Here is a 22123-nt window from a genome sequence, read left to right as displayed (position 1 = left end):
TAACGTGAGCTTGCTTGCGGGGCCCTCGCAAGCAGGGTCAGGTGCGCTTGGTCAGGGCGCCATCGCCAACGTGCTGATGCCGCCCTTGGCAACCACCGTGCCGGTGGCGACGCCGCCCGGCGCACCGCCTGGCGGTTCCAGCGTGACCGCCAGAATCGCCTCGTTGCTGAGCATGGGCATCAACTGATCGGGGATCTGCGCGCGACGTGCGCGTTGATCGTCGAACGTGCCCATCGAATGCGCCTTGCCGTCCGGCGTGATCAGCCACAGCTCGGGCACTTTGTCGGCGGTGGCGGTGCGATTCAGCGGCGTCACCATGATGGTGTGCTTGTCGGCATCCATCAACGCTACATAGCCTGGCCGCCCATCTTCGGTGGCCAGTGTCGAGGTCATCGCGATACCGGTCGCCGGCGGCGTAGTGGCCGCAGGCGGTGCGACCGGGGTCTGCACCACGGGCCCTGCGACCGGCGGCTGCACCGGTGCCGGCGGCATACGCACGTTCGACAAGGCGAGCACGCACACTGCGGCAGTCGCCAAGCCAGCGGCGCTGACCCAACGCCAGAAGCGCACGCTGTTCCACAACGGCGCGGCCTGCGCGGTAGTCGTGGCATCGGTGGCAGGCGCTGCCAACGGCGCCGCGCGCAACGGCACATCGAAGCCCAGCGTCTGGTGCACGCGTGCCCAGAGCTGATCCGGCGGCGTCACCGCAGCGATCTCTTCAAGCAGCGGTGCCAGATGTGCTTGCCAATGCGAGACCACCTGCGCGAATTGGCTATCGGTGGCGATGCGTTGTTCGGCCGCCAGGCGCTCGTCGGCGCTCAGCAGCCCCAGCACGTATTCGCCTGCAAGCACATCGCGCGGCGGTTCCTGGTCGATGGGAAAGGGCGTGCTCATCGTTCCAGACATGCTTTGAGTTTGGCCAGCCCGCGGCGTATCAAGCTCTTGACCGTACCGAGCGGTGTGTCGGTGCGCGCGGCCAGTTCTTCGTAGGTGATGCCTTCGAAGAACGCGGTGCGGATCAACTCGCTGCGCGGCGGTTCGAGTTCGGCCAGGCAATGGTCGATACGGCGACGCGTACTGGCACGCTCGGTGCTATCCAGCGGCGAGGCATCGTTGGCGCGCAGTTCGCCGGCATCCTCCAGCGCCACATTGCGGCGTTGCGGCGCGTTGACGCGGAGATGGTCGATTGCCTTGTTGCGCGCGATCATCGCCAGCCAGGTGAGTCCGCGCGCACGGCTCGGATCGAACTGCCCGGCTTTGCGCCAGATCAGCGTGAACACGTCCTGCAGCACTTCTTCGGCTTCGGCGCGTTGCGGGATCATGCGCAGGCACACCCCGAACAGTTTGGGCGAGGTCTGTCGGTACAGCGCTTCGAAGGCATGCCGGTCGCCGCCCGCGGTTGCGGTCAGCAGGCGTCCGGTTTCATCGTCGTCGGGGCCAGGAATGGCACTCATGCGGTCGGGCGTTGGGTAAGGTGGGGGCGATGCTACCGGACCGGGCAGAACGTGTCTTTCACTTGCGCTGGAACCACAGCAGCACAGCAGCGAGCAGCAACAGGATCTCCACGCCTGCAAGTACGACGGTGGGTGCAGAGACTGGCCAAAGGCGCGAGAGCGCGACGCTGCGGAAGAGCACGATCGGCACATAGAACGCGAGTGCGACCACCAGCCCGGTGCGGGGTTGATCGATCCAGGCGAAGTAGCCGAACAGGAAGGCCATGCCCAACTGCAGGCCGCCATAGATGACCAAATACTCCGATTGCCCGGCCGGCGAGAGCTGGGTATAGCCCACCGCATGTGCGGTATTGACCGGAGATAACGTGCACCAGATCGCAAGCGCAACGTACAGCACTGCGTTGATCCAGAGATAGGCTTTTGCCATGACGGTGCTCCTGTGTGGGCAATGGGTGCCCGGGCCGTTGTACGCAACCGCGCGTGGTCGAACGTGAAGACGGCGCAGGCCTTGCTCACGGGCTGCTGCAGCTCTTGATCAACGGCTGCTCGCGCGCATGCCGAAATTCATCTGCGCTGGCGGCACGCGCAGCGGTGTCCGGAAAAACGATGCGCACGCGCGGATAGCGGCCGCGTGCATCGCGCAGATTGCCGACCCCACGGAATTCAAGCAGACGTTTGTCGGCGATGGAATAACGCACCTCGAGCGACGGCACCGCCGCGCCGTACCATGCATCCAGGCTGATCCGGAAACGGCGTTGGCCGGCCGCATCCCCCATGCGTTCGACACGAAAGGCCAGCTGTCGCTGCAGGCTCGGCAAGACGAAGTCCACGCGCTGCGGCGTGGCGGCAAGTGCATCCCAGTTGTTGCGCAGATAGGTGTCGAACCCGGCGTCGATCACGCGCTCGCCGTCGGTGGTCGTCAGCGCGGTGCGGCGTTCGGCTTTACCTGGTTCCTGCTGAAACATCTCGCGCACGCCATCGCGTTGACGCACTCCTTCGCGATAGCCATCGCGCCCATCGAGCAGGCTGAAGTCGGGCGAGGTGCCGCCACCGTCGACCTGCTTGCGCGCGAACGGCCGCCCGTCCGGGCAGCGGTACAGCACAAGCCGTCCACCGTCGTCGAGCAGCCAATGCGACTCGCGATAGCGCAATGTGCCGCTGTCGCCATCGAACGCATCGCCATCTACGCGCGTGACCGCCGCGGCGCCAAGCGGCAGGCTGCCTAATACCAGTGCCAACAATGGCGGAACCGACCGGCATTGGATGGCGAGCGCAGCAAGGGCGGCGGCAAGTGGGCGCATCGGCAGATCCTCGATGGGAGTGCATACCAATACGGACACGGCCGCAGGACGGATGCGCTAGATGCATCAGCAGGTGACCGACCTTGTGTGGTGGCAGGTGGCCTGTGCCGATGGCCTGGGAGCTGGCGAAGAGCCATGTGCAGGGTGGGGCGATGCGTCTGTTGGCGAGTACCGACGACACATGTGTGCTGGTTACGCAGTTGTTCTGTAAGTTGTTGCTCTCAGCCGAGTGCGTGCAATTGGATGCAATCCACCGGGCAAGCCGGCAGACACAGCTCGCAGCCGGTGCACAGCGGCGCGATCACCGTATGCATGTGCTTGGCTCCGCCAACGATCGCATCCACCGGGCAAGCCTGGATGCACTTGGTGCAACCGATGCAGTCGGCTTCCACAATCCAGGCCACTTGCGGCGGCTTGTGCGTGCCGCGTGTGCGGTCGTAGGGGCGTGCTGGTACGTGCAGCGCTTGTGCTAGTGCACGTGCGCCGGCATCGCCACCGGGCGGGCAATGATCAACGGAGGCGTGCCCATCTGCCATCGCTTGCGCGTAAGGGCGGCAGCCGTCGTAACCGCACTGGCCGCATTGGGTCTGCGGTAACAGACGATCGAGGCGTTCGACCAGATCGGGGGCGGTGGCAGACATCGCGGTGCGTATCAGTGCATCGGATTGCCGCGATACCAGCGCTGTTGCGCAAGCGCCAGCATCGGCTTGTCTTCGCCACTGTCGCCATACGCGTGCACGCAGTCGTAGTGCGACAGGTCGTAGCGCAGGCGGATCTGCGCTGCTTTTTGCGACCCGCAATCTGCCTCGGCGTAGTGCCCGCTCAGCACACCATCTCCACAGGCAATACGCCTGGCAAATTATTGCGTGCATAGGCCGCACCGTGCGCGGTCATTTCATCCAGCGATCGAGCGCTGAAGACCAACCGTGTCACGCGTGCGCGCAAGGCCGGCGCGGAAACCAGCCCCATCCGACAGCCCAGCAGCCACGGACCCAGCTGCCACTTCGTCGCAGCCAACTGCGCCGGCGTTGCGACCTTGCGCAGAAAGCGCGCATAGGTGTCGCAGATGGTGATGGTGTGATCGAAGTCGAACGGGGCGAGTTGCATTTAGGTGGGGATTGAAGATTCGTGGATGGGGAATGGGGACTTGAGATAAGGCGCGCTGTTGGATTTTCGCTTGAGGCAGGGGCCAATCCTTAATCCCGCCTTACCTAACCGGCATCCCCGGCTGCGCACCACCATCGGCATTCAGCAGCGCCAGCGCGCCGCCGTCGAAACCGGCCGAGAGGATCATGCCCTCGCTGATGCCGAAGCGCATCTTGCGCGGGGCCAGGTTGGCGATGAACACCACGCTGCGGCCGACCAGCGTTTCCGGTTCGCCGTAGCTGGCGCGTATACCCGAGAAGATCTGGCGCTTGCCCAACTCACCGGCATCCAGTTCGAAGCGCAGCAGCTTGTCCGAGCCTTCCACGAATTCGCAGACCAACACCTTGCCGATGCGCAGATCCAGCTTGGCGAAGTCGTCGATGCCGATGAGGCTGGGAGTGGAGATGTGGGATTGGGAATTGGCAGGTGCTGCCGGCTTTGCCTCCACCTTGGACGGTGCGGGCTTGGCGGTTACTAAGGCCGGTGCGGGTGCTGCGAGCGTGTCTTTTGAAGCGTCGGTCATGGCGTCGATCAGTTTGGGGTCGATACGGGTGAACAAGGCGGTGTAGGGCTGGATCACGTGCGCGCTCAGCGGGCGCGCGATGTCTTGCCAACTGGTCATCGGCGCCGACAGGAAGGCTTCGGCTTCGGCACAGGTGCGCGGCAGGATCGGCTTGAGTGCGGCCACCAGGATGCGGAACAGATTCAGACCCTGCGTGCATACCGATTGCAGTTGCGCATCCAAACCCGCTTGCTTGGCGATCACCCACGGCTTGGTGTCGTCGATGTATTTGTTGGCCTCGTCGGCCAGTGCCATGGTCTGACGGATCGCGCTGGCCGCATCGTTGCGCTCGTAGGCCTGGCGTATCGGCGCCAACGCGGCGACGAAGCGGTCGTACTGCGCCGGGTCGGGCAGGGTATCGGCCAACTTGCCATCGAAGCGCTTGCCGATGAAGCCCGCGCAGCGGCTGGCCAGGTTGACGAACTTGCCGACCAGATCCGAATTCACCCGCGCGACGAAGTCGCCCAGGTTGAGGTCCAGATCGTCAACGCCGCCGGAGGATTTGGCCGCGAAGTAATACCGCAACGCTTCCGGTTCCAGCCCGACGTCCAGGAAGGTCCGCGCCATCACGAAGGTGCCGCGCGATTTGGACATCTTGGCGCCATCGACGGTGAGATAGCCGTTGACGTGCAGCCGCGTCGGCGCGCGATAGCCGGTGCCGTGCAGCACCGCCGGCCAGAACAGGCCGTGGAAATTGACGATGTCCTTGCCGATGAAGTGATGCAACTCGGTCTGCGTGCCGGCGACCAGATGCGCTGCGAAGTCCTCGCCCATCTGCGCGCACAGGGTCTTGAAGCTGCACAGATACCCGATTGGCGCGTCCAGCCACACGTAGAAATACTTGCCCGGCTGGCCGGGAATCTGGAAGCCGAAATACGGCGCATCGCGCGAGATATCCCACGCGCGCAGGCCGCCTTCGGTATCCAGCCATTCCTTGAGCTTGGCTTTGACGCCCGGCAGCGCCACATCGCCAGCCAGCCACTGGCGCAGGAAACCATCGAAATGGCCCACTTCGAAGAAGAAATGTTCCGAATCTCGCAACTCCGGCGTAGCGCCGGAGATCACCGACTTGGGCTCTTTCAGCTCGGTCGGTGAATAGGTCGCGCCGCAGACTTCGCAGTTGTCGCCGTATTGATCGGCGCTACCGCAATTGGGGCAGATGCCCTTGATGTAGCGATCCGGCAGGAACATGCCCTTGGCCGGGTCGTAGAACTGCGCCACCGAACGGCAGCCGATGTGTCCGGCGGCTTGGAGCTTGGTGTAGAAGGCTTCGGTGAGCGCGCGATTGACCGGCGAATTGGTCGAATCGTAGTGATCGAAGGTCACCCCGAACGCGGCGAAATCGCGCTCATGGCTGGCCTGGATGTCGGCGATGAAGGCTTCAGGAGTCACACCGGCCTTTTCGGCCGCGAGCATGATCGGCGTGCCATGCGTGTCGTCGGCGCAAACGAACCAGGTCTTGTCGCCGCGCAACCGGCGCGCACGCACCCAGATGTCGGCCTGGATATAGCCGACCAGATGGCCAAGATGCAGCGGGCCGTTGGCGTAAGGCAGGGCAGTGGTGACGAGTGCGGTGCGTGTCATGGCAGGCGTAATGCGGGGGAAACGCGATTATCGCACGGCTGCGCGCGCTGCCATGTTGCAGCGGCGCGGTACCTTGGCGTGAAACTGCCTTCTTCTACTCGTTCTACTCGCGGATCCAGGTCTGGGTACGTCCTAGCGCCTCAATGCCTACGTAGCCGCGCATCTGCAGCTTCTTGCCGCCGTCGGTCAGGGTGACCTTGGCCTTGTAGGTCTTGCCTTTGGCCGGGTCGAGCACCGAGCCGCCGCTCCATACGGCAGTACCGTCGGGCTTGAGGCCCCACAGGATGGTCATGCCCTTGATCGGCTTGCCCTTGAGCGCTCCGTCGCACTTGTCGCACAACGGGTTCGGGCCTTTGTCCGATTGCAGGATCTCAACCACTTTGCCGCTGAGCGTGCCGGTGCCTGACTGTTCGATCTGTACCACCGACTTTGGTTTGCCGGTCTCGTCGTCGATGGTCTTCCAGCGGCCCGCCGGCGAATAATCGGCGGCCTGGGCCAGCAGCGAGGCGGTAGCCAGCGGCAGGGCCAGAATCAGCGTCTTGAAGGTCTTGCGCATGTGTCCCCTCCCAGGGCGTGCGGTGGCCACCGTCGGCGGCCTGATCGCGAATGTATAGCAGCGTGGAGTATGGCGGCGGAAAGAGGCACTGCGGGATGCGTTCATGCTGCACCGCATGCGGCCTGGCAAGCGCGATGTGTTGCCCGATGGATTCAGGCTGACGTTGGAAGCGTCGTCCCGAACTGTTTGGAGCGCACGTAATCGCCAGCGATGATCGCCACGTGGTGGATACCGGCGAGCATCATGCGGCGCTCCGAAGGGGCCTCGGCAGCAATTTGGACGATGCCAGCGTGCTCGATGGCGGGCAGTGCGCGTAGCGCATGCGATCGATGGACAGCGCGGCAACGTCAGCGACGTTTGCGGACGCGATGACCCGTAGAGGCGGCAAGAATCCGGGCAAGCCCAGCGCGGCAATGGCGCGCGTGGGGGTGCGCACAGAGTGTGCGGCAATGGTGTGGCATGGCGGCGGGCAAGCTAGAGACCAATCGTGAGGATAACCGTATGCCGGTGTGCGGCAGGGCTGCGCTACAGCTCGCCAGCGCATGGCTGTGCTCGCCTGCGTGGTATGGCAGGATGGTCCGCCACCCATCAGCCACGCCCATGCCCGAGCCGTCGTCCACCGCCGCACCGCAGTTTCAGCGCAGCATGCAGGTGCGTCATCTGGTGATGCTGTCGCTGGGCGGCGTGATCGGCACCGGGTTGTTCTTCAACACCGGTTACATCATCGCCAGCACCGGCGCATTGGGCACGGTGATCGCGTATCTGATCGGCGCACTGGTGGTGTATATGGTGATGCAGTGCCTGGGCGAGCTGGCGGTGGCGATGCCGCAGACCGGCGCCTTCCATGTCTATGCCGCGCGTTATCTCGGGCCAGCTACCGGGTATGTGGTGGCGTGGTTGTACTGGCTGACTTGGACGGTGGCGTTGGGATCGAGTTTGACTGCCGCCGCGTTCTGCATGCAGTACTGGTTCCCGCACAGCCCGGCATGGCCGTGGTGCCTGTTGTTCTGCGTGCTGATCTTCGCTTTGAACACGGTGTCGGCACGCTGGTTTGCCGAGGGCGAATTCTGGTTTTCGTTGATCAAGGTGATCACTATCTTGGTGTTCATCGTGCTGGGAGGTGCGGCGGTGATCGGCGTGCTGCCGTTGGCCGATGGCTCGCCCACCCCCGGGCTGCGTCATTTGCGTGCCAATGGCTGGTTTGCGCAAGGCATGCTGCCGATTCTGATGACGATGGTGGCGGTGAACTTCGCGTTCTCCGGCACCGAACTGATCGGTGTTGCCGCAGGCGAAACCGAGCAGCCGGCGCGCGCGATTCCGTTGGCGATCCGCACCACGCTCGTGCGCTTGGTGGTGATGTTTGTCGGTACCGTGCTGGTGCTGGCCGCGCTGCTGCCCTCCGAGCAAGCGGCGGTGGAGACCAGCCCGTTCGTGCGTGCTTTCGAGCTGTTGGGCATTCCGTATGCGGCTGACATCTTGAATGCAGTGATCCTCACCGCGATCCTGTCTGCGGCCAATTCCGGCCTGTATGCGGCCGCGCGGATGTTGTGGTCGCTGGCCAACGAAGGCACGCTGCCGTCAGGCCTTGCGCGGTTGACCCGCCGCGGCATTCCATTGCCCGCATTGGTGCTGAGCATGCTGGGCGGCTTGTTGGCGCTACTCACCGGCGTGTACGCGGCCGATACCGTTTTCGTTGCGATCTCGGCAGTATCCGGCTTCGCGGTGGTAGTGGTGTGGCTTGGCATCTGCGCATCGCATTATTGTTTTCGTCGCCAGCTGCTGCGCGATGGCATCGCGCTGGACACCCTGGCGTATCGCGCGCCGTGGTATCCGTGGACACCGATCCTGGGCTTTTCGCTATGTCTGCTGGCGTGCATCGGGCTGGCATTCGATCCGCAGCAGCGCATCGCGCTGTGGTGCGGCATTCCATTTGTAGCGCTGTGCTACGGGGCCCATGCACTCACTCGATGGATTGCGGCCCGGAGACAGCACGCATGAGGATTCTTTCCCGCCAGCCGCGCGCCGATGCGCCCTTCAGTCAGGCTTTGCAGCACGGTGGCTACGTGCTGCTCGATGGTGCGCTGGCCACCGAACTGGAGCAACGTGGCTGCGATCTCAACGATGCGCTGTGGTCGGCACGCGTGTTGGTCGAGCAACCGGAGTTGATCTACCAGGTGCATCGCGATTACTTCGCTGCCGGCGCGCAGTGCGCGATTACCGCCAGCTATCAGGCCACGCCGTTGGGCTTTGCTGCGCGCGGGCTGGATCTGGCGCAATCGCACGCCCTTATCGCACGCAGCGTGGCGTTGGCCGCGCAGGCGCGCGCCGATCATTTGCAGGTGCAACCGCAGCCCGCACAGTTGTGGGTGGCCGGCTCGGTCGGGCCGTATGGCGCGTATCTGGCCGATGGCTCGGAATACCGCGGCGACTACGACCTGCCGTTGGCGCAATTGATGGACTTCCATCGCCCGCGCATCGCCGCATTGGCCGAGGCCGGGGTGGATCTGCTGGCTTGCGAAACGCTGCCGTCGGCCAATGAGATCGTGGCGTTGCGGTTGTTGCTGGAAGAATTTCCAAAGCTGCATGCGTGGTTTTCTTTCACTGTGCGCGATGCCGCGCATCTGAGCGACGGCACGCCGTTGGCGCAAGTGGTGCCGGCATTGGATGCCTGCGCGCAGGTGATCGCGGTGGGCATCAATTGCATTGCGTTGAAACAGGTCACCGCGGCGCTGCAGACCTTGTCCGCGTTGACCTCACTGCCGCTGGTTGCGTATCCGAATTCGGGCGAGCATTACGAAGCCAGCGACAAACGTTGGCATGCAGGCACTACGCCAGCGTGCAGTCTGGTCGAGCAGCATGCGCAGTGGTTGGCAGCAGGTGCGCGACTGATCGGTGGTTGCTGCCGCACCACGCCGCGCGATATCGCCGCGTTAGCGGCTGCGCAGTCGTTTTGTTAGCCGCTCTAAGTCGCCTCAGCCCTTCTGCGTGGCGATCCAGCGCTGGATTTTGTCTTGCAGGACATCCAGCGGCACCGAGCCGTCCTTGAGCACTTCGGTGTGGAAGGCGCGCACATCGAAGCGTGGTCCCAACTCGCGTTGCGCCTGCTCGCGCAGCTGCGCGATCTTCATCTCGCCGATTTTGTAGGCTAGTGCCTGGCCGGGAATGGCCATGTAGCGGTCGACCTCGGCTTCGGCATCGGCGCGGGTCATGGCCGAGTTGTCCAGCATGTAGTCGATCGCCTGGGCGCGGGTCCAGCCCTTGCTGTGCAGGCCGGTGTCGGTCACCAGGCGGATCGAGCGCCACAACGCGTTCTGCAGATAGCCGTAGGTGCTGTATGGGTCTCGATACAGCCCCAGTTCGCGGCCCAGCGATTCGGCGTACAGGCCCCAACCTTCGATATAGGCGGTATCGCCACCGAGGCGGCGGAAGTTGGGCAGGTCGGTCAGTTTCTGCTGCAGCCCGAGTTGATAATGATGGCCGGGAACCGCTTCATGCAGGTAAAGGCTCTCGGTCTCCCAGGTCTTGCGCGAGGGCAGGTCGGAGGTGTTGACGTAGAAGATGCCCGGCGTGCTGCCATCGCCACTGGGGCGCATGTACGAGGCGCTGGCGGCCGACTGCGCGCGCTGCGTTTCCACCGCATGCACTTCCAGCGCCGGTATGCCCTGGGCATTGAACAGACGCGGCACCGCAGCCTGTACGCGCCCCTGCAGGCCACGGTAATAGCCCAGCAATTCGGCGTCGCTGCGGAACGTGAAGCGCTTGTCGGTCTGCATGAACTTGTAGAACTTGGGCAGGTTGCCGCGGAACTTGACCTGCCGGGCCAAGGCCTGGATCTCGCCCTGCAGGCGTGCGACCTCGGCCAGCCCGATCTGATGCACCTGCTCCGGGCTCATCTCGGAAGTGGTGCTCTGACGCACGTCGTAGGCGTACCACGCCGCGCCGTTGGGTAGTGCGGCCAGGCCATCGCTGTCGCGGCAGGCAGGCAGGTATTGGGTGGCGATGAAGCCGCGCAGCTCCCGATACGCCGGCATGACCCGCATTTCGATCAGCCGTTTGTATTCGGCGGTGAGGCGTTGCTTGTCGGCCTCGGGAATGTCGGCCGGCAGGTTGCGGATCGGCCCCCAGAACAGGCTGTCTTCGGCATTGCGCACGATGATCGCGTCCAGCTGCGTCAGCACCTTCTGCATCAACACCTTCGGCTGCACCACGCCGGCCTGCATGCCGGCGCGCATGTTGGCGATTGCCTGGTCAAACAACTCGGGGATGCCGATCGCGCGGCGCGACCAGTTGTCGTAGTCCTTGACCGTCTTGAACGGCTGCGCGCCGATGCCCGAGCCCAGCACAACCGCGATGCTGGCGATGTTGTAAAACTGGTTGATCGGCAGCATCCAGCTGGGGAACTGCTCAGCCGCCAGCGCGCCACGCGCATCGCGCACGAAGATCTGGTAGCTGAGCAGGTCCTGGCCGCTCAGCCCCTCCGGCCCCAGCGCCTCGGCCTTGCCCAGCCACGACACGGTGAACTCGTGCGATTGCTGCCGGAACGTCGGCGACAGAAAGTTTGGCAGTTGATCGTTGTAGCGGCCCTCGCCCTGTAAGGTGGCCTGCAGCGGATTGAGCTTCAGCGAGGCATCCCAGTACTGGTCGTAGAGCAGGTTGAGCTGCTGCGCCTTGGTCAGCACGACCGGCCCGGCGACCGTGCGTGGCTTGGGGTTGGGTGCTTTGCCACCTTTGGCAGTCTTTGAGGCATTGGCCACAGACTTGGCGGTTTTCTTGGCTTTGCTCGCCTCTGCGCGCGTTTGCGTGGTCTGTGCCTTACCGGTCTTCTTTTTGGCCGCACCGGCGGGCGTTGCCAGCGACAGGCTTATGATGGCGGCCATGGCTAGGGACAGCAGGCGGGAAAAGCTAAGGGGCATTACTGGTTCCGGAAACAAGCGATCAAGGAGCTTGCCCGATCCGCACCGTTACGGCCACCCATTCGGGGGATGTGGCGCGCCTGATATTCATCAAGGCAGCCGTGGGAGGATGCAGTGCCGAAGAATGTTGCGGTGCGATCATTTTGCTGCCATGTAGAAGGCCGAATCGACACGCGATACGCAGGTGCCCATCCACGGCGGGCAGGAGTTCTGGCGCGACCCGGCATTGCCCTTCGTCGAACGACGCCATGTGGTCGACAGCCGCATGCTTCGGTTCTGCGCCGCATACGCACCAATAATGGTTCGGTGGGTGCGGCCGATCGCGAAGTGGCGTGCTATCGCAATGGACGTGAGCGTGCAGATGCAAGGCGCGCCCGAGCGGTGGCCAGCGCAACAGCACATGCTGCAAGCCCATGCCGACCAACAGCAACAGCGCCACGCAGCCGATGGTGGCGCCGATGACATGCCTATGCCCTGCATGTGCGCCAGAGCTTGCGCCGGTATTCAGTGCGACCAGATCGACCGGCCTGGGGGAAATCGAGCACACCAAAGCCAAGCGCGCCGTTGTGACAAGATGGTCCATTGCGAGGCGTCCGTTGCAGGGCGCAACAGCATGGCCAGCGCAGCCGCAGCAGGATTGAACGAAATTTCGATGGATGACGATTCGCCGCTGAACGTGGCTGAGACAACGTGGCGTGCAGCATCACAAGATGCGAAACGCTCGATCGGAACCGAGGCAGACGAGTCAGACGAGGCAGACGAGTCAGATGCTCCGAGCATTGGTTACCCCGCGCTTGGCTATGAGCGTAGTCGTCTTGCCGGCCACGCTCAGCCCGCGGCCGCTTCCTCGCGCAATTGCTCGGCGCGTTCGGCACCGAGATATGCGCCGATGGCGTGGCGTGCCAGATACAGCAGCGGAATCGATGCGATCGCAAAGCTCATCTTGTAGACGTAGTTGAGCGTACTCACCGCCAGAAACTGGTCCTTGGACCAATGCTGCGGGCCGAGCACGAAGGCGATGTAGATCACCACAAAGCTGTCCACCAACTGCGACACCGCGGTGGAGCCGGTGGCGCGCAGCCACACGTGTTTTTCACCAGTGACGCGGCGGATACGATGGAATACAGAGACATCTATCAGCTGGCCGAACAGAAACGCCACCAGCGAGCCCCCGATCGTCCACAGGCCCTGGCCGAACACCGCAGCAAACGCGGCCTGATAGTCGGGCACGCCCTGGCTCTGCGCCGCAGTGACCCACCAACCTGCCGGTGCCAGCCCGATCGCGGCGAACGCGAACACAAAGCTGTAGCCGATCAGCGCCACCGCCACCCAAGAGATGAAACGCACGCCACGGTTGCCGAAGAACTCGTTGATGGTGTCGGTCATGATGAACACCACCGGCCACAGCAGCGTGCCGGCGGTGAAGCTGAGCGATCCGGTCTGGCCGAACAGATTCAAGTTCAACGGTGCGATACCAAGTGTGGCTTCGAGCGCAAAAATTTTGACGCCGATGAACTCTGCCAACGCCGCGTTGACGCAGAAGAACGCCGCCAGCGCAATGAACAGGCGTACCGCACGATCGTCGAGGACACGCACCTGTGTCATTGCGTCACCGATCTGCGGTACGGGTGAATGGAACCGAGTCCGGCGCCACCGCGCCTCCGGAAATGATGAAGCCCATCGCCTGATCCACGCTCCAGTCGGTCGGGGTGAGCAGCTCCACCGGCACGATCTCCAGATAGCCGGAGGTCGGGTTAGGCGTGGTCGGCACATACACCGCCGCCAGCTCGCGGCCGGTGCCTTGTTCCTTGATCACACGGGTAACCAGGCCCACCGACTTCATGTCGCGATGCGGGAAGTCGATCAGCACCACACGCTGGGTGCTGCCGGGCTGGGTCTGCAGCATGTCGAGCAACTTGCGCGCGCTGTCGTAGACCACGCTGGCCAGCGGAATGCGCCGCATGATCGCCTCGAACCAGCGCAGCAGATGCTGCCCGATCACACGCCGGCTCAGGATGCCGACGAACACAATCGCGCCGACAGTGGCGATCAGCGCGATGGTGTTCTGCACCCACAGCGCCTTGATCCAGTCCAGATAACCGGGAAACGAGGCGGCGATGCGCTCGGACAACGGCGCCACCCACGGGCTGCTGATGCCCGACAGCAGCGAGAAAACGAACTTCACCACCACCCAGGTCAACCAGACCGGCAGCAGAGTGAGCAACCCGGTCAAAAAGACGCGTTGCAGGGACGGGCGGGCATGCGGCGTGGGGGATTCGGACATGCGCGCATTGTAGGCACGCCGCAGCGTCCGGTGCATGCCACCAGTAAGCATTGTTTGCCTGGGAGATGGCAAGTGCGTGTCGCTGCTGCGATCCTGTGCACTGGATGCAGTGACAACAATCGGCGATGTGCGCGAATGTGCCTCGCCAAGTCAGGTTGGCAGAACGGTTTGGAAAGCGTGCGCTGAATCCATGGAAGGGGGAGTACTTGCATGCTCGCCAAGTTGCTCAAAGCGGCCCTGTTGGGGCTCTGCATCCTGATTGCGGTGCCAGTGGCGCTACGCGATCTCAGTGCGTTGGCCGCTCCCCGAAGCGCAACGCCAGGCGGCGGCGCAATTGCTTCAATCGCCACCGCTGCTGCGTGGGCCCAACATGTTTGCCGCGCTATGGTCGTTGTCGCACGCGGTACCGGATGCACAGCGCGAGGGGGCTGCTTGCCAGGATGTGCAGCGGTTCGAGTGGTTGCCGGCAGGCATGTCGTTGCAGAGTGCGGCCACGCGCTATCCACGCCAGCCGGATTGGCCGTCGTCGGCCCAGGCACTGTGCAAGCGTTATGGCGGGTGCCTGGATTGCGTGCGTAAACGGCCGCAAGCTATGCCGATGCGCTTGCCACCCAGATGCCGCTGTTGATCAAACTGCGCGATTTGGCTGGTTATGCCGAATCTGCTAGACCATGAGCGCACGTATGCGCTCATGGCGCCGACCTATACCCGGGCATGTAGTGCGCCGGTGCGGACTTTGCCTGCACAGGATCAAGCGGTGTCGCAGAGGATGATTCCAGTGCCGGACACCTTATCGATGGGCTGTGTTGCCAATCCCGACCATGAGCGCGCCGTCCGCGCCACCTAAGGACTGCGCGCTGCTGTCGTCGCCCAAGCCTTCGGTGCCATCCAGATTGAAGTTGAAATCGAACACATCCACACGGGTCTTTTCGCCGATTGCCCAGGCGCGCGCACCGTTCAAGGTCACGAAGACATCGGTATTGTCGCGCAACGCGATCAGCGTGGTCGGGCCGTCGACAAACACCTGACGACCAACACGCAAGCCGAGGTCGGTGCCGGCGACGCGGCCTTTCACGTCGAAGAACAATTGCTGCAGGATCGCGTTGTTTTCCTGTGTGCCGGTCTTGGTGCCTTCGTTGCGCCCATCCAGGCTGCCGTGCGCCAGTTCCGTATACAGGCGTGAAGTGTTCGCCAATATGCAGATCCGCGCCGAAGAACGCGCGGAACAAGTACTGCTGCTGCGAATGGCTGCCCGGAAGCAGGCCGAGGTTGGTGATGGTGTTGCTGCGCGCACGCAGTTCGTTGCTGAGCGACACATACACCTTGCCCGACTCATTGAGCGAAATGTACTTGAGCGGATCGAACGGGCTCTTGCGCTTGGACGGGTCTTTCGAATACGACCAGTCTTCGGCCCAGCGCACCTGTCACATTACCGCTCTAGTTTGGCACCCTAATCCTGCGCTTCAAGCGGGTAGCCCTTCGAAGCAGCAGGCGCGACAAGTGCCGATGCCTTCGCTGGCTCAGGCTGCGTCTGTTCGGCATTGACCGACGCGGTTTGCGCTTGCGCAAAACTCAGCCCAGGCAGCGAAAAGCCTATGGCAAGGCACAGGCAGCGTGTCGCGCCAAGGGAAATATCGGCCATAGCCGGCCGCATCAAGCGTGAAAATTGCATCGTGCCGCCCTATCTAAAAACTTCTTCGTCTAATGATGGTATCGGCCCAGTAGGCAATGACTGTAGTGAAGCAATCGCGCAAAGGAGTAATCCAATTGTTCTAAGAGCGGCTAACAAAACGACTGCGCTCACCGCCAGGCGGGCGCGGCCGGTGCTCGGAATCGGCATGTACCACGCGTACACTCCGGTTCCTCCCCGCCGTCCGCACCCACCCGACGACTGCTCGCTACGTTTTGTTAGCCGCTCTTAAGTTGTGCTCGATACTTGCTCAGCACGATAACCTGATAAAAACGCGCCTGATCGTTTCCGATCAAGGAGAATTTTTGGGCGAGTCAAGCGCGTTTGCTGCGCCTGCGGATCGGCGTGACAGTGGCAGGGTCGCTGCTGCCCACCGGATCTGCATCGTAGCGACCGATGAATTCGCGTACCTGCGGATATACCACCTCGCGCCAGCGCCGGCCGCTGAAGATACCGTAGTGGCCAGCGCCTTCCACCACCAGATGCCGGCGATGCGCAGCATCGATGCCGGTGCATAGATCGTGCACCGCTTCGGTCTGGCCGAGGCCAGCCATATCGTCCAGTTCGCCTTCAATGCTGAGCAACGCGGTATTGCGGATCGCAGACGGCTCGACCAACTGGCCGTCCACTTTCCACTTGCCCTGCGGCAACAAGAAGTCCTGGAACACGACGCGAATGGTGTCGAGGTAATACTCGGCTGGCATGTCGAGCACGGCATTGTATTCGTCATAGAAGTGACGATGCGCCTGCGCATCCTGCAGATCGCCCTTGACCAGGTCGGTGTAGAAATCCCAGTGCGACATTACGTGACGATTCGGGTTCATCGACAGGAAGCCGGCGTGCTGCAAAAAGCCCGGATAGACTTGACGTCCCTGGCCCGGATACGGGAAAGGCACAGTGTGGATCAGGTTGTTCTGGAACCACTCAATGCCGTTGTCCGTTGCCAGGTTATTGACTTGAGTCGGACTGCGCCGTGCGTCGATCGGGCCGCCCATCATCACCAGCGAGCGCGGCGTTGGCTCGTCATTGGAGGCCATCAGCGACACCGCCGCCAGCACCGGCACGGTTGGCTGGCACACGCTCACCACATGCAAGCGCTCGACGCCGATGTGGCGGATGAATTCCCGGATGTAACCGATGTAGTCCTCGAGCCGGAACGCGCCGGCTTCCAGCGGCACCATGCGCGCATCTACCCAGTCGGTCACATAGACCTTGTGGTTGCGCAGCAGCGTGCGCACGGTGTCGCGCAGCAGCGTTGCGTGGTGGCCGGACAACGGCGCAACCACCAGCACGGCCGGCTGCTGCTTCATTTTGCCGATCAGCTCGACATGGTCGCTGAAACGCTTGAAGCGCAGCAGGCGACAGAACGGCTTGCTTAGCACCTCGCGTTCGATGATCGGCAGCGAGTGGCCGTCGACCTCGACATCGTCGAGCGCCCAGGCGGGTTTTTCGTATTCCTTGCCCAGTCGATGGAACAGCTCGTTGGTGGCGGCCATGCGTTCGGCGCCAGGAAGCGATGCCCATAGGCTGTCGGGGTCGGAAAACATCTTGGCGTTCGCCTGGGCCTGATGCACCCAAGGGGCTAGAAGATTGCGGGTCAGCTCATGCAGTTGATAAAGCATTCTACCCATCCGTGCGGCTCTTTGCTGCCGCGCAGCATACCCGTTTTGGCGCATTTGCACCTTAAATGGGGCGGTGGCTTCACCTCTGGATCGCAACACCAACGGTTGTGACGTGGTCCAGGCGACCTGACCTGAGCGACTTCACCGCCAAGTGGAGTTACTCATGTCATCCAGCCGCCTGGACCTGTGAGAACGATACCGTTTGCATGCGTTATATGAACCGGGATGTCGATGCGGGCCATCGCCGATGCGTTGGAGCGCGCGCCCAGCACGATCAGCCGCGAACTGCGCCGTCACCGGCACGCTCGGCAGTATCTGCCCGATCATGCGCAGCGCCTCAGCGAGCATCGGCGCACGCAGGCCAGCCGGTGTGCGCGCATCGACGCTGAGCGCATCGCCCGGATCGAGCTCTTGCTGGGTGAGGACTTCAGCCCGGAACAGATTGCCGTCGGCGATTGGGAGCTGGACACCCTTCGCGCTTCGCATGGCAAGGCGGTGGTGGTCAGCATGACCGAACGTCGCAGTCGCCTGCATCTGCTGGCCTACTCGCCTGACGGCATCGCCGAGAACGTGCGCAACGCCATCGTCCAGCGCCTGGGCGGCCTACGCCACACGGTGCACACCCTGACCGCCGACAACGGCAAGGAGTTCGCCGATCATCAATTCATTACCGCGTGCTTGCAGAGCGATTTCTATTTTGCAGACCCGTACTGTGCATGGCAGGGTGGCAGTAACGAAAATGCCAACGGATCGACGCGCCAGTACTTGCCACGACAGACCGATTTCAGCACCATCGCCCACGCGCACCTACGATGGATCGAACAGCGACTCTACAATCGTCCACGCAAGGTACTCGGATTCAAAACGCCCCTCGACGTCTTCTCCGAAGAGGTCCTCAACAGCGTTGCGAATCGGAGTTGAATCCGCCAACAGAAAATTTCTCAAATGTTATTTTTTTAGCTGTCTCGTCCTTTGAGGCTTCCTGATTATCGCTGACTCTCAGTTATGAAAGTTACTCGCTGCGCGCAGAACCGGCTCAGGATATAGTTTGGATTGCGTCATGGCCGTGGCAAGTCGCGGCAGCATGTTGCGCAAGCTGAATCTGCGGTTGAAACGATAGGCGGCTTCGGCCAGAAAGTGTCGTGCGTATTTGCCTTGCGCGATGGCGTGATACACGCTACTGATGGCACGTTTGAGGTTGCCCAACCAAATCAGGTGCGATCTTTACGCCGATGCGCAGCAACTCACTGCAACTGCGTCGCTATCTCGCGCGCCATTGCGCCTAGCGGCAGGATGCGATCGGCGCCGCCGCGTTTGATCGCTTCCTTGGGCATGCCGAACACGATGCTGGTGTGTTCGTCCTGCGCCACGGTGCGCGCACCGGCATGACGCATTTCCAGTAGTCCGGCGGCACCGTCGTCGCCCATGCCGGTCATGATGATGCCCAGCGCATTGCTTCCAGCCGCACGCGCGACTGAGCGGAACAGCACATCCACCGAGGGGCGATGTCGATTGACCGGCGGGCCTTCCAGTACTTCGACGAAGTATTGCGCGCCGCTGCGGCGCAACAGTAGATGCTTGCCGCCCGGTGCAATCAAGGCACGGCCCGGCATCACGCGATCGTTATCGACGGCTTCTTTCACTGCGATCTGGCACAGGCCATTGAGGCGGGCAGCGAAGGCGGCAGTGAACTTCTCCGGCATGTGCTGCACGATCACGATGCCGGGGCACACGCGCGGTAACGCGGTCAGCACTTCTTCCAGTGCCTGGGTGCCGCCGGTAGATGTACCGATGGCGACGATGCGTTCGGTGGTCTGCGCCAAGGTGCGTCCGCTTTGTGCTGGCAGGATCACATCGGCGGTGTGTTTGACCTCGGCTTCCAGCGGCGTTGCGGTGACCCGTGCTGCCAGCCGCTTGACGTTGGCGCGTGCGGCGCTGCGCACGGTTGCGACCAGTTCGTCTGCCGAATCGGTGAGGAATTGCTTGAGCCCCAGCCGCGGTTTGGTCACCACCGCTACCGCACCGGCGGCCAAGGCATCCATGGTGACGCGCGCGCCTTTTTCGGTGAGCGTGGAGCAGATCACCACCGGGGTAGGGCGCTCGCTCATGATCTTGCGCAGGAAAGTGATGCCGTCCATGCGCGGCATTTCCACATCCAGCACGATCACGTCCGGCCATTGCTGACGCATCTTTTCGATCGCCAGCAGCGGGTCGGCAGCGGTGGCAATCACTTCGATGCCGGGCGCGTCGTTGAGCACGCTCACCAGTACCTGGCGCACCACCGCCGAATCGTCGACCACCATGGCTTTGATGGTGTTGGGGCCGACGGCGGGGCGGTTGAACGCTGTCGACACGGTGGGTCCTTGGTTCATGCCTTGCGGAAAATCGATGGAGCCACCTGGACCAGATCGATGTCGAGTTCGCTCAGGCTTTCCGAATGACCTATGCAGAAATGCCCGCCCGACTTGAGGTTGGCCAGCACGCGCAGGATCACTTCGCGCTTGGTCTGCCCATTGAAATAGATCATGACGTTACGCAGGAAGATTGCATCGAAACTGCCCAGCGACGGCAGCCCGGTATTGAGGTTGGCGTGCACGAAGTGAACACGATCGCGCAGGCACCGTTCCACCAGCAAGGTGCCGTCGTAGGCGCCCTGGCCACGCAGGCAGTAGCGCTTGAGATACTGCTGCGGGATGCCGTCGATGCGTTGCAACGTGTAATGCCCTGTGCGCGCCTGGGCCAGCACGCGGGTGCTGATGTCGGTGCCTACCACCTCGAACGGGCGCCCTTGCAAGGTGTCGTCCAGCACCATCGCCATGCTGTAAGCCTCTTCGCCGCTGGAGCTGGCAGCGCTCCAGCAGCGGAACGGCAGGCCGCCACGATGCGCGCCGGCCAGTTTGCGCAACAGTTCGAAATGCTTGGGCTCGCGAAAAAAATAGGTCTCGTTGGTGGTGAGCAGATCGATCGCAGTCTGGATTTCGCTGCGATCCTGGCGGCTTTCCAGCAGCTGCAAATATTGTGTGTAGGTGCTGAATTGATGTTCGCGCAGGCGCTTGCCCAGGCGGCCACACAGCATGGCTTTCTTGCCGGGCGAGATGCTGATGCCGGTCGCTTCGAAGATGAAACGCTGGAAGCGGCCGAATTCCTGTTCGGTAATGGCGGTGGCAGTACTCATGTGTTCAGGCCAGGTCCGCATCGCTGGCTGGCAATTCACCGCCGCTGAGGCGCGCGATGCGCTCGGCATGTTCGCGCCACCATTCCGATAGCATCGGCCCTGGCATCGGCGAGCCCATCAGATAGCCTTGCGCCAGATCGCAACCCAGCTCGCGCAGCAGGCGCCAGTCGTCCGGTGTTTCCACCCCTTCGGCCACCGCGGTGAGTTCGAGGCGATGCGCCAGTTCCAGCGTGGATTCGAGCACGGTGCGCTGACTGCGGCTGCGATGCGCGGCATGCACGAAGCTGCGATCCAGTTTGAGTTCGGTAAACGGAATGCTGGCAAGACGCTGCAGCGACGAGAAGCCGGTGCCGTAGTCGTCGATGGACAACCCGAAGCCGTGCAGGCGCAGACGCGCCAACATGCTCAATGCGTTGGCCGGCTCCACGATTGCGCTTTCGGTGAGTTCCAGCACCAGATCCGCAGGGCTCAGCCCGTTGTCGCTCAACTTGCCGCACAGCTGTTCGAGAAAATCCTGCTCGCTGAGCAGATTCGGCGACAGGTTCAATGCCAGGCTCAGCTCCAAACCTTCGGCGCGCCAGTCCACCAACTGCGCGATGGCTTTGTCGATCACTTGCTGCGTCAATGCGTGGATCAAGCCTTCGCGTTCGGCCAGCGGAATGAAGCGGTCCGGCCCGATCATGTCGCCTTGCGGGCGGCGCCAACGTGCGAGCGCTTCCACACCGCGCAGGCAGCCGTCTTTGAGATCGAGCTTGGGCTGGTAGGCTACACGGATTTCGCCGCGACGCATGGCGCGATCCAGGCGCGACGCTGCGGCGGCGCCGCCAGACATCAGTAGCGACATCGCCACCGCTGCAGTGGCCGGTATGCTTGCACTAATGTCCGGCGCGCAATCCAGCACGGTGGCCAGATCCTGCAGATGCATCGGCTTTTCGATACCGCCGAGCACGCGCACGCCGGCGCTGCTGCTGAGCTGCATCACCGCATCGATCAGCGCCCCACCGCGTTGCGATACCACCACCACCGGCACGCTGTACTGACTGCGTGCCAAGGCATCGAGCAATTGCACGCCGTCCATACCCGGCATTTCGAGATCGACCAGCAACAGCGAAGGCGCATCGACGCGCGCCAGCCACTCCAGCGCCGCGTGGCCATCGACTGCGCCGTCGACCAGGGTGGCGCCGAGTTGGCGGCACAATGCCATGGCGTGTTCGCGTTGCACCGCACTGTCATCGATAACCAGCACCGGGCCGGCCAGCGTGCAGTTACAGGATAGAACGGCAGGGCGCATGGGAGTCCTTGCGTGCATGCGGGAGGTCAGGCCGCCAGCTCGGCGGTGGGTAGCTGGGCGAGTGCGTCGTTGCCCAATACGGAATCGGCATCGAGCAGGATCACGAAGCGCTCGCCGATCTTGCCCATGGCATGAATGAAATCGCGGGCGATGCCGGCGCCGAAGCTGGGTGTGTCGACAATGTGGTTGGGCGCGATCTCCAGCACTTCGCTGACTGCATCCACCAGCAGGCCAAGCACTTGATGCGTGTCGCCGTGTGTGATCTCCACGATCACGATGCAACTGCGTTTGGTGATCGCGCTGGCATTGCGGCCGAAGCGTTGCTGCAGATCCATCACCGGCACCACGGCTCCGCGCAGGTTGATCACGCCACGCAGGGCCGGCGGCATCATCGGCACATCGGTGGGCACACGGTATTCGATGATTTCCTTGATGCCGAGGATGCCCAGGCCAAACATCTCCGAACCCAGCAAAAAGGTCAGGTATTGCTGCGGTGCCGTCGCTGACGGGACGAGGGTGGTGGCTGCCTTATGCGCTTGCATCGT

19 protein-coding genes, 1 other RNA gene and 6 pseudogenes are annotated in these 22123 nt (G+C 62.9%); 6 read left to right on the top strand and 20 right to left on the bottom strand.

Annotated elements, in window-relative coordinates:
• Positions 1–51 precede the first annotated feature (51 nt).
• The 9 genes and pseudogenes from J5I97_RS12855 to J5I97_RS20400 form a co-directional block, all read right to left on the bottom strand.
• On the bottom strand, positions 52–894 hold the full coding sequence (locus tag J5I97_RS12855; RefSeq protein ID WP_208586938.1) for an anti-sigma factor: 843 nt from the start codon (positions 892–894) through the stop codon (positions 52–54).
• Positions 891–1454, bottom strand: a complete 564-nt coding sequence (locus J5I97_RS12850) for a sigma-70 family RNA polymerase sigma factor (RefSeq protein WP_208586936.1) — start codon at positions 1452–1454, stop codon at positions 891–893. The genes J5I97_RS12855 and J5I97_RS12850 overlap by 4 nt, the downstream gene beginning before the upstream one ends.
• A 58-nt stretch (positions 1455–1512) precedes the next feature.
• Positions 1513–1881 (bottom strand): DUF4345 domain-containing protein, encoded by a 369-nt coding sequence (locus J5I97_RS12845; RefSeq protein WP_208586934.1) that lies wholly within the window; start codon positions 1879–1881, stop codon positions 1513–1515.
• Positions 1882–1966: 85 nt separating this feature from the next.
• Positions 1967–2755, bottom strand: a complete 789-nt coding sequence (locus J5I97_RS12840) for a hypothetical protein (protein ID WP_208586932.1) — start codon at positions 2753–2755, stop codon at positions 1967–1969.
• Between the two features lie 221 nt (positions 2756–2976).
• Positions 2977–3396 carry an Rnf electron transport complex subunit RnfB gene (rnfB, locus tag J5I97_RS12835; RefSeq protein WP_208586931.1) on the bottom strand — a complete coding sequence of 140 codons (420 nt, stop codon included), beginning with the start codon at positions 3394–3396 and terminating at the stop codon, positions 2977–2979.
• 11 nt (positions 3397–3407) lie between these two features.
• Positions 3408–3862 (bottom strand): annotated as a pseudogene (locus J5I97_RS12830) (HAD family hydrolase).
• A gap of 100 nt (positions 3863–3962) precedes the next feature.
• Entirely contained in the window at positions 3963–6047 is a 2085-nt protein-coding gene (gene metG, locus J5I97_RS12825; RefSeq protein ID WP_208586930.1) for a methionine--tRNA ligase, read from the bottom strand.
• 103 nt (positions 6048–6150) lie between these two features.
• On the bottom strand, positions 6151–6603 hold the full coding sequence (locus J5I97_RS12820) for a DUF2147 domain-containing protein (protein ID WP_208586929.1): 453 nt from the start codon (positions 6601–6603) through the stop codon (positions 6151–6153).
• 179 nt (positions 6604–6782) lie between these two features.
• Positions 6783–6848, bottom strand: a pseudogene (locus J5I97_RS20400) (VOC family protein); the annotation flags it as partial.
• A gap of 355 nt (positions 6849–7203) precedes the next feature.
• Between J5I97_RS20400 and mmuP the strand changes: the two are divergent.
• Together mmuP and mmuM are read left to right on the top strand one after the other, a co-directional pair.
• Positions 7204–8601 (top strand): S-methylmethionine permease, encoded by a 1398-nt coding sequence (mmuP, locus tag J5I97_RS12810; RefSeq protein ID WP_208586928.1) that lies wholly within the window; start codon positions 7204–7206, stop codon positions 8599–8601.
• Positions 8598–9560, top strand: a complete 963-nt coding sequence (gene mmuM, locus J5I97_RS12805; RefSeq protein ID WP_208586927.1) for a homocysteine S-methyltransferase — start codon at positions 8598–8600, stop codon at positions 9558–9560. The genes mmuP and mmuM overlap by 4 nt, the downstream gene beginning before the upstream one ends.
• 15 nt (positions 9561–9575) lie before the next feature.
• On the opposite strand, the gene J5I97_RS12800 is transcribed toward mmuM, so the two are convergent.
• From J5I97_RS12800 to J5I97_RS12785, 4 genes are all read right to left on the bottom strand, one after another.
• Complete coding sequence (locus J5I97_RS12800; RefSeq protein ID WP_208586925.1) at positions 9576–11516, bottom strand: DUF885 domain-containing protein; 1941 nt, start codon at positions 11514–11516, stop codon at positions 9576–9578.
• A 22-nt stretch (positions 11517–11538) separates the two neighbouring features.
• Positions 11539–12099 carry a hypothetical protein gene (locus J5I97_RS20020; RefSeq protein WP_238135525.1) on the bottom strand — a complete coding sequence of 187 codons (561 nt, stop codon included), beginning with the start codon at positions 12097–12099 and terminating at the stop codon, positions 11539–11541.
• Positions 12100–12344: 245 nt separating this feature from the next.
• Complete coding sequence (locus J5I97_RS12790) at positions 12345–13121, bottom strand: queuosine precursor transporter (protein WP_208586923.1); 777 nt, start codon at positions 13119–13121, stop codon at positions 12345–12347.
• A 4-nt stretch (positions 13122–13125) separates the two neighbouring features.
• Complete coding sequence (locus J5I97_RS12785; RefSeq protein WP_208586921.1) at positions 13126–13800, bottom strand: DUF502 domain-containing protein; 675 nt, start codon at positions 13798–13800, stop codon at positions 13126–13128.
• A 210-nt stretch (positions 13801–14010) separates the two neighbouring features.
• Between J5I97_RS12785 and J5I97_RS20395 the strand changes: the two are divergent.
• Positions 14011–14614: pseudogene (locus J5I97_RS20395) on the top strand (hypothetical protein); the annotation flags it as partial.
• 48 nt (positions 14615–14662) lie between these two features.
• On the opposite strand, the pseudogene J5I97_RS12780 reads toward J5I97_RS20395, so the two are convergent.
• Positions 14663–15472, bottom strand: a pseudogene (locus J5I97_RS12780) (alginate export family protein); the annotation flags it as partial.
• A 166-nt stretch (positions 15473–15638) separates the two neighbouring features.
• On the opposite strand from J5I97_RS12780, the gene J5I97_RS12775 reads away from it, so the two are divergent.
• A non-coding RNA gene (locus J5I97_RS12775) (sX9 sRNA) lies at positions 15639–15714 on the top strand.
• A gap of 90 nt (positions 15715–15804) precedes the next feature.
• On the opposite strand, the gene J5I97_RS12770 is transcribed toward J5I97_RS12775, so the two are convergent.
• Entirely contained in the window at positions 15805–17112 is a 1308-nt protein-coding gene (locus J5I97_RS12770) for a polyhydroxyalkanoate depolymerase (protein WP_208586919.1), read from the bottom strand.
• A 225-nt stretch (positions 17113–17337) separates the two neighbouring features.
• On the opposite strand from J5I97_RS12770, the pseudogene J5I97_RS20605 reads away from it, so the two are divergent.
• Together J5I97_RS20605 and J5I97_RS20600 are read left to right on the top strand one after the other, a co-directional pair.
• Positions 17338–17428: pseudogene (locus tag J5I97_RS20605) on the top strand (helix-turn-helix domain-containing protein); the annotation flags it as partial.
• Between the two features lie 191 nt (positions 17429–17619).
• Entirely contained in the window at positions 17620–18033 is a 414-nt protein-coding gene (locus tag J5I97_RS20600; RefSeq protein ID WP_430541834.1) for an IS30 family transposase, read from the top strand.
• Between the two features lie 78 nt (positions 18034–18111).
• Here J5I97_RS20600 and J5I97_RS12760 read toward each other — a convergent pair.
• The 5 genes and pseudogenes from J5I97_RS12760 to J5I97_RS12740 form a co-directional block, all read right to left on the bottom strand.
• A pseudogene (locus tag J5I97_RS12760) lies at positions 18112–18318 on the bottom strand (IS1595 family transposase); the annotation flags it as partial.
• A 38-nt stretch (positions 18319–18356) separates the two neighbouring features.
• A complete protein-coding gene (locus tag J5I97_RS12755) occupies positions 18357–19484 on the bottom strand; it encodes a protein-glutamate methylesterase/protein-glutamine glutaminase (protein ID WP_208586917.1) in 1128 nt (375 codons plus the stop codon).
• The gene (locus J5I97_RS12750) at positions 19481–20287 is read right to left on the bottom strand and encodes a CheR family methyltransferase (RefSeq protein WP_208586915.1); all 807 of its coding nucleotides are present in this window, start codon (positions 20285–20287) and stop codon (positions 19481–19483) included. The genes J5I97_RS12755 and J5I97_RS12750 overlap by 4 nt, the downstream gene beginning before the upstream one ends.
• A gap of 4 nt (positions 20288–20291) precedes the next feature.
• A complete protein-coding gene (locus J5I97_RS12745) occupies positions 20292–21578 on the bottom strand; it encodes an EAL domain-containing response regulator (protein ID WP_208586913.1) in 1287 nt (428 codons plus the stop codon).
• Positions 21579–21604: 26 nt separating this feature from the next.
• Positions 21605–22120, bottom strand: a complete 516-nt coding sequence (locus tag J5I97_RS12740; protein WP_208586911.1) for a chemotaxis protein CheW — start codon at positions 22118–22120, stop codon at positions 21605–21607.
• Between the last annotated feature and the right edge of the window lie 3 nt (positions 22121–22123).

Source organism: Xanthomonas fragariae (assembly GCF_017603965.1).
GTDB classification, from domain to species: domain Bacteria; phylum Pseudomonadota; class Gammaproteobacteria; order Xanthomonadales; family Xanthomonadaceae; genus Xanthomonas; species Xanthomonas fragariae_A.
Note: the sequence above shows the minus strand (reverse complement) of the source record. Positions and strands in the feature narration are given on the sequence as shown.